Source organism: Candidatus Stygibacter australis (genome assembly GCA_030765845.1).
Taxonomy (GTDB): Bacteria; Cloacimonadota; Cloacimonadia; order Cloacimonadales; family TCS61; genus Stygibacter; species Stygibacter australis.
Genome location: JAVCDJ010000108.1, coordinates 1 through 8354, shown reverse-complemented (window position 1 = coordinate 8354; position 8354 = coordinate 1). Strand labels below are relative to the sequence as shown.

Sequence of the window (8354 nt, the reverse complement as noted above, 5' to 3'; positions counted from 1 at the left end):
GTCCTCGATTAAGTCTTTTATAAGTCAATCAGGGATGATTGATCTACATTGATTTGGATTGATAACGTAGATTAATCGTCCTCGATTAAGTCTTTTATAAGTCAATCAGGGATGATTGACCTACATGCTTAATAGATAAAATAGAGGATTCCAAATTTCTAATTAATAGTTTTAAATCTATAGGGCGGATCCTTATCAAAATTAAAGATCATTTCAACTTTTGCAAAACTACTTCCCCTGGACCCAAGAACTTTGCCTATCCCATATATATGAACAATATTTTTTTTGCCAGATACTTCTATTTTATAATTTGCATTTTTTGTGTTCCATAGACCATTATTCCAGCCAAGGTATTTAAAAAGTCTCTTATCATCATCCCATTCTAAAGATCTACCACCACCTCCCTGATTTCTGGGAGTATTATAAAATTCCCTGATCTTTATACTAAATGTTTTCATTTCTATTTCCATATTGTGTCTGCTATGTCTGCTAATGCTTTTTAGAGAAAAGTCTATCCCAAAATAGACAATAGTAAAGAACACGACTATAATTGCGAATATCAGAAGAAGAATATCAAAACGGGTTTTGAATTTTTTTTCGGAAAAGGCTTTAGCAAGCATTTCTTTTTCGATAGTGTTCACTACATGGCTAACTTCGCCGGTATGTCGATTTTTTTCATATTCAATAGTGTTTACAACAATAGGATGATGACTCTCTCTCGGCTCTGCTCCTTTCTTTTGGGAGGATTTTCTCTTATCAGGTGATTCTTCTTTATCTAACAGGTATTCTATAATTTTATCAAAGCTTCTAAACCGATTTTTGTATTTCGTCTGCAGACAGCCCAATAGTAGATTATTTATTTTAGAACTAATTCCTTCTACAGGCTCATAATTCCTTCTATATATCTGGGCAGGGAAATCACCATAGGAATTTCCTGAATAGAGTTTTTTCCCGGTTAATAATTCATATAAAATAATTCCAAAAGACCAGATATCAGACTCTTTACCAACGTTTCTGCCTTCTAATTGCTCAGGAGACATATAGGGATAAGTTTCGCTGCGACTGGGCTCTTTTATCCTGGATTGAGAAGATTGAAAAGTTTCCGCTATCCCAAAATCCATGATCTTTATTCTACCATCGATGGTGAGCATAATATTCTGGGGTTTCAGGTCTTTGTGAATCACATTATTTTTATGTATTTCTTTCATGCCAACGGCAAGCTGCAGGGCAATTTTCTCCACTAATCTTTCTGGCACTTTATTATCTGGAAAATTAAGTTTGAAATCTACCAGATCTTCACCATCCAGATATTCCATATTAATATATTTTAAATCTCCCCGCAGGTGAATATCCCACACTCTCACCACGTGATCAGAGAATATTTTCATCAAGGTCTTAGTTCCTTTTTTCAGATCAGCGATTACTTTTTCATCATCATAATACTCAAAATGTATCAATTTAAGGGCTTTAAAGCAATCAGCATCAGAATCCCATACTTTATAAACAGTACCAAAATCTCCACTACCAAGTTTCTCTTTAACCTCATATCTGCCATCTATCTTGATGCCAATTGGTATGTTTCTGGGGTTTAAAGCAGACTTTCCACCTATATTTGAAGCAGTATTTCTTGATTCCTCCTCACTACCATATTCACCAACTCGCGATATTACAGTAGCAGAACAATCAGTCTTTTTATCAGTTTTATGAGCTTGATTAGGTGTTCCACAATGTGGGCAAAAATTTAATTCTTCTTTATATTGTTTACCGCAATTACCGCAATATATCATAATGACTCCTTCCAGCTTGAATTCTGGATTTCCCATTTCATCTGATAATCCAAACTAATTATTGATAATTATTTCTGCATTTGGATATGGCTTGGTAAAATCTATTATCAGCTCCATATTAATTTTATTTGATCTATCATATCCCTTCTTATAACCAACAGCTGCTAATCTGATTTCCCCTGCATTTATAATGAAATAAGTATAAGTAGCAAAATTAGTTGTTTTTGAATTATCTTCCCAGTTTAATTCAGAAGCCAATAATTCCTCATCCCAGGGCTGTAACTCTCTGAGAACATTTTCATTCATTCTTGCGTAAAGAGCGATCTTAGATATTTCTTCTCCATACTTCATAAGTTCACCTCTTACAGCATCATGATCATTAGCAATCCTCTCTGACCTGAAATACATATAAATTATTACTATGGCAACAATTACTAAAGATATGAGCACAATATTTATCACTTTGAATTTCTTCTTTACTAATCTCTCATACCCGGTATCATAGGGAAGCCTCAAGTCTGCATCAACATTGTCAATTATATCTAAATCTTTCTTGTTTTCAGAAGGAGACTCTTCTGGAATTTCTATTTCACAAGGCTCTATGTCAGGGCTATTGGCTAATAAGAAGTTTTTAATCTCAGGGAAATCATTAAACCTTTTCTCAGATTCCAATGCCAGGCATTTTGTCAGCAGTACATTGATTTTCTGGCTAAATTCTGGATTAGCATGATATGGTCTAATTTCTAAAGTAGAAATTTCTTTATCAGGTTCAATGTCATAGGGCGAATGCCCCGTTAATAACTCATGGATTAACCTGCCAAATGTCCAGATAGCAGGTTTATTAAATGCCTGCTCTTCTCCAATTCCAAATTCCATGATCTTCACCATGCCAGAATCTGTGATGATAATTTTCTCTGGCTTAAAGCTGAAGCCGGGCAAATTATCTACATTCAATTGTGTTACAGCATTGACTAATTGACGGGCAATATTCAGTACTTTGCTTTCAGCTAACCCGTTATCAGTTTCCTTAAGAATATCTGCCAGATTCTCACCTATAAGATATTCCAGATCAATATATTTCATGTCTTCACCAAAATGTATATCCCATACCCGCACAATGTTATCTGAAATCACCTGCATCAGAAATAAAGCTTCCTTTTTTAAATGCTCAATCACCTCTGTATCGTTATAATATCTTTTATGAATGAATTTGAGAGCTTTCTCGCATTCTGCATCACGGTCCCATACCAGATATACAGTACAAAATTCTCCTCGTCCCAGCTTTTCCCTGATCTCATAGCGGTCATCTATTATCGTCCCCACAGTAATATTCTGCGGATCAAGGTTTTGCTGCCGGGCATCTTCGCTATAATCTCCAGCTCTGGCTATCTGGGTTGCTATGGCTTCACTGGTTTCCTCTTGATACAGTTCATTCATAGCTCCACAATAGGGACAGAATTTTTCCTTATCAGTAAATTTTTTACCGCAATTTCCACAAAATGGCAACTAAATCTCCCTATACATTGTAACTTACCGCTCTTCTATCGGCATAGTAATCTGTGATTTACTTCCAGTTCTGCTTTTACCTATATATTCTATTGCCTTCATATTATCGCTTTGTAAATTTCCCTGCTATCTTGATCTCAACCCAATAATCACTGATATTTATTAATTACCTGACCTGAGTAAATCAGAATCATTCAGGTTAGGTATAAGTTTTTGCTTAATAGCAGTCAAGTAAATTATGCTGTTCCTCATAATACCTCAGAAAAGACTACACGACGGAGCGACTACGCGACTGAGCGACTACGCGACTGAGCGACTACGCGACTTAGAGACTTAGAGACTTAGAGACTTCAGGACTGAAAGACTACACGACGGCAGGACTTAAAGACTAAACGACTGATAGACTGAAAGACAAAAATAATAATAAACTCTTCTCTTTCGCGTCTTATACTTCTTCAGTTCGTTTTGTTCGTAATTGTTCGTTGCTATAACCATCTTCTCTTACATTATTCGTGCTGATCCGTGTAATCCGTGGCATCAGTGTTCTATTCTTTTTTTCTCGTCTCACGTCTCACGACTCACAGATTGAAAATCTGAAACTACTATTTAAGCAGGATAAGTTTCTTCGTCTCACTTGTTTCAGCAGAAATAAATCTCAGCAGATAGATTCCGCTACTTTGACCAACGGCATTCCAGGTAACTTTATGACTGCCAGCCTCAAAAGGACCATTAACCAGAGTTGTTACTTTCTGTCCCTTTATATTATAGATTTCAATCAAGACATTGCTTTCTGTTGATATATCAAAGACAATATTCGTCTCAGGATTGAAAGGATTTGGGTAAGCATTAATTTTACATTTTACATTTTCAATTTTCAATTCGTCTGTATTGACGAGTCCATATTCATAAACACCCATATCAGGTGCAATTCCAAAATATTCATCTTCACTCAAATCAACTAAGACTTCACCTTCATACTCAAAATAAGCAATGCCGGTATCAATACAAGGTGAATCCTCTGTCAGATGATAATCTCCCACCAAAGCATCCACGAATAGAGGATCAGCATCAATATTACCTTCTAACCAGTAAACTGTACCATTATTATTGGTTTCTATTCCCGCCTCTCCTCCATCAATATCAGAATAGGCTATTGTTATTGTATTTGGGTCATCAAAACTTACAAATTCAACTTCCTGGGGTGAATTATTCCATAAAATACAGTTCACTAAAATCGGACTGGAACAATAGCAGTAAAACCCACTGCCACAATTAGCATGCCCATTAGTAATTGTCAAATTTGAAATTGCAGCATTTTCCACATTACTTATCCTGATAACTTCCGACATTCCTTCCGCATTAAGAATTACTCCGGTTTCACTTACACCGCATAATGAGACAAAATCCGGTATATCTACTGAAAGAACTCACTATTAGTTGAGGGACTATACACACCCTCACCAATGTAAATTGAATGTTGTTTTTCGCTCCAGTCCAGATCTATATTGACATATTTGAAGTAATTATATCCTTTTCAACAATGAATTTGGCCAGAATTAATTAGCTTCTGAAAAAATGATTTATTACCAATTACTATCGATTAATAACAATTTCCGGATTTCTGAATTAATTCTTTCCCAATATGTCCTATGATTCATGCAACTTCGATTAAATTTGTTGTAAATGCCATCTATATTGAGAGCTTCAATTTTGCCATTTGCGATATAGTGCACCCGAAACTCATTTAGAAACTCAGCTAGTTCTCTTTTCATATGTATAGTGAGATTTAATTGTATATCCGCAAAAAGTTCAACAAAAATATCACTTATTTTTTTGGGAATAAACGGATTATCAGCAAATTCAGCCATTTTTTCAATGAATTGATGATGCTTTTTCGTTAGAAATATCCGCTCTATATCATAATTACCTTTCTCAAATTCAGAAAATCGAATCTTTACAAAATCCTTGCAATCAACGTCAGTGGTATTTTCAAATGTTTCTACTAATTTTACATCTCTCATTATATTCGATTTACCCACCCAGATCCAACTAGCACATTCATTTCGAAACTTATCCTCAAACTTGTCAAATTCATCTGAGCGGAAACCTAAATCTTCAAGTAGTTTGAAAATTGATATTCTTATGATATTAATATAGTCGAGTCTATCATGAATATCATGATTTTTTGCTGAAAGAAATCCAATCAGTTCTGAAAATAATATAGATTGCTTTTTAATTGTTTCACTTCTTAGTGGTTGTAAAATCGTAGCTTTTGCACGTCGATAAGTTAGTATTGATATGATTGTTGCAGTTACAGCAAAGATAATTGAAGCATATTCTTTTAACCATTCAATATAATGCATTAAGAAATTTATTAATTCATTCATCATTATCCCATCCTAAATCTTAAGTAATTACTATCCTTATCCCAAAAATGAGCTATTTTAACTCAATATCTCCAAAAATCCAACCTGATATCTTTTCTATCATGTAGGTATTTGTTTTCATGGTCTCTCAATGAAAAGAAGTTATAAACCTAAATAATCCTATACTTGTCACTTGAGCACATCCCTGCCCTATGTTAATAACTGCATTTATTCTTCAAAATCTTGTAGTAATATTGCTGCTTCATTATAATCCTCAAAAATTGTTTTCGCAATTCTAATAACTTCAGTTTTTGCTTGTGTTATTGATTTGATTGTATGAATAATATGGTGCTTTGGAAGTTTATTATATTCTATGTTTATGCAGCTAATTTGAGATGAATGCTTTCCAATCCAACAATCAATTGTGTGTGTCACTTCGAGGTAGAATATTTCCTCAATTAATTCGGATGATATTAATGAAGCAAAATAATCAGGATATCCCTCTTCAACTTTTACTAATTCTTGAGGAAAGTATTCAACATCCTTGTAAGCAAAACAGATTTCCCTTATTGAAGAGATTGATTTTCTCTTTGCATCATCCCTAGTCTTTGCAACATTTGTCGATATGTGTTTTGGAAAATGTTCATGTTGAATATAAATAAACCAACAAAAACCCGAGTCCACGATCCAACACTTAATATCTCCAGTTACAACAAGCCTCCAAGTTTCTCCAGCGATTGATGAATCAGGAATGCTTTCAGGTGGCCCCGCTTCAATTTTTTCCCATTTCATTATTACCTCTTTTTTTCCTTACTATTTAAGCAGGATAAGTTTCTTCATCTCACTTGTTTCAGTAGTATTAAATCTCAGCAGATAGACTCCGCTACTTTGACCAACGGCATTCCAGGTAATTTTATGACTGCCAGCCTCAAAAGGACCATTGACCAGAGTTGTTACTTTTTGACCTTTTATATTATAGATTTCAATCAAGACATTACTGCCAAAAGATAATTCAAAGACAATATTCGTTTCAGGATTGAAAGGATTTGGGTAATTTTGAATGTTGAGTTTTGAATTTTGAATGATAAATTCGTCAGTATTGACGAGTCCATATTCATACGCTCCCATATCAGGAGCAATTCCCCAATATTCATCTTCACTCAAATCAACTAAGACTTCACCTTCATATTCAAAATAAGCAATACCGGCATCAATACAAGGTGAATCCTCTGTCAGATGATAATCTCCCATCTCTATATCAAAGAATAAGGGATCAGAATCTATAATACCTTCCAGCCAATTAACTGTACCATTATTATTAGTTACTATTCCCTCAAGTCCATCCTCAATATCGGTATAAGCTACTGTTATTAAATTAGGGTCATCGTCATCATTAAAATAAACCTCTTGAGGTGCATTGTTCCACATAATGCAATTCACTAATATCGGACTGGAATCTTCGCAGTAAATTCCACCACCATCCCGCTCAGCCGAATTATCCGCTATCGTAACACTCTCTAAAATCGGACTGGATTCTTGGCAGTAAATTCCACCACCATCCCGCTCAGCCGAATTATCCGCTATCGTAACATTCTCTAAAATTGGACTGGAATTTATATCGCAGTAAATTCCACCACCATCCCGCTCAGCCGAATTACCAGTTATCATCAAATTCTCTAAAATCGGAAGGGAAGAATCGCACAAAATCCCACCGCCATAATGAGTATTCCCATTAGTAATTGTCAAATTAGAAATTGCATTTTCCACATTATTAAGCCTGATAACTCCCGATATTCCTTCCGCATTAAGAATTACTCCTGTTTCACTTTCACCACATAATGAGACAAAATCCGGTATATTTACCGGGAAAATCTCTCCATTAATTGAAGGACTGTAAGTACCTTCTGCAAGATGAATTGTGTGAAGATTTTGACTGTTTGCCAATATAACAGAACAGGCATACTGAATTGTCTTGAGAGGATCATCTAAAGTTAAGCCAGTATTGGTATTATTTCCTGAAGGTGAAACATAAAGATCAGCATTTATCTGACCCTGTAATCCATGTAAAATATCAAAAGTGAAGTTTTCAATCGGTGTAGCATGAAAATCTGTCGGATTTAATACCGTGAATGTATCAACTATGACATTCATATTGGTATTAGAATAAATATCATTGCCATAACCTCCATTATTTAAATATATATTGCAGCGATTTTCACTGCTGAATACTGTACTGGAAGAATGGTTGTAAATCCCACCACCATGCCATACAGACGAATTATTCATTATCGTCACATTCTCTAAACTCGGACTGGAAAAACTGCAGTAAATCCCACCGCCCCTTTCATCAGCAGAATTACCAGTAATCGTCACATTCTCTAAACTCGGACTGGAATTTTCAACACATTGAATCCCACCTCCATCCCCATCAGTCGTATTATTAGTTATCGTCACATTCACTAAACTCGGACTAGAAGAAGAACAGTAAATTCCACCGCAATTCCACTCAGCCGAATTATTCGTAATTGTCACATCCTCCAAAATCGGACTGGATTCTTCGCAGTAAATCCCACCGCCATTCCGCCCAGCCGAATTACCCGTTATCGTTACATTCTCTAAACTCGGACTGGAATCAGCGCAGAAAATCCCACCGCCAAATTCTCCAGCCGAATTATCCGTAATCGTCACATTCTCT

Annotated in this window: 6 protein-coding genes; all 6 read right to left on the bottom strand. The window is 35.3% G+C overall.

The window, feature by feature from the left end; all coding sequences use genetic code 11:
* Positions 1 to 158: 158 nt before the first annotated feature.
* A complete protein-coding gene (locus RAO94_05645; GenBank protein MDP8321813.1) occupies positions 159 to 1787 on the bottom strand; it encodes a serine/threonine-protein kinase in 1629 nt (542 codons plus the stop codon).
* Between the two features lie 54 nt (positions 1788 to 1841).
* A complete protein-coding gene (locus RAO94_05640; protein ID MDP8321812.1) occupies positions 1842 to 3293 on the bottom strand; it encodes a protein kinase family protein in 1452 nt (483 codons plus the stop codon).
* A gap of 602 nt (positions 3294 to 3895) precedes the next feature.
* Positions 3896 to 4642, bottom strand: a complete 747-nt coding sequence (locus RAO94_05635) for a T9SS type A sorting domain-containing protein (GenBank protein MDP8321811.1) — start codon at positions 4640 to 4642, stop codon at positions 3896 to 3898.
* 234 nt (positions 4643 to 4876) lie between these two features.
* Positions 4877 to 5683: a hypothetical protein gene (locus RAO94_05630; protein ID MDP8321810.1), complete on the bottom strand. Its 807-nt coding sequence runs from the start codon at positions 5681 to 5683 to the stop codon at positions 4877 to 4879.
* A 204-nt stretch (positions 5684 to 5887) separates the two neighbouring features.
* On the bottom strand, positions 5888 to 6451 hold the full coding sequence (locus tag RAO94_05625) for a hypothetical protein (GenBank protein ID MDP8321809.1): 564 nt from the start codon (positions 6449 to 6451) through the stop codon (positions 5888 to 5890).
* A gap of 21 nt (positions 6452 to 6472) precedes the next feature.
* Positions 6473 to 8354: DUF1565 domain-containing protein (locus RAO94_05620; GenBank protein ID MDP8321808.1), on the bottom strand; the 1882-nt coding region annotated here is incomplete at its 5' end.

What these genes read in the sequence shown, in the direction of transcription:
- RAO94_05635 (MDP8321811.1), bottom strand. Translation starts at nt 4,642, where the DNA reads ATGTCGGAAGTTATCAGGATAAGTAATGTGGAAAATGCTGCAATTTCA.
- RAO94_05630 (MDP8321810.1), bottom strand. Translation starts at nt 5,683, where the DNA reads ATGATGAATGAATTAATAAATTTCTTAATGCATTATATTGAATGGTTA.
- RAO94_05645 (MDP8321813.1), bottom strand. Translation starts at nt 1,787, where the DNA reads ATGATATATTGCGGTAATTGCGGTAAACAATATAAAGAAGAATTAAAT.
- RAO94_05625 (MDP8321809.1), bottom strand. Translation starts at nt 6,451, where the DNA reads ATGAAATGGGAAAAAATTGAAGCGGGGCCACCTGAAAGCATTCCTGAT.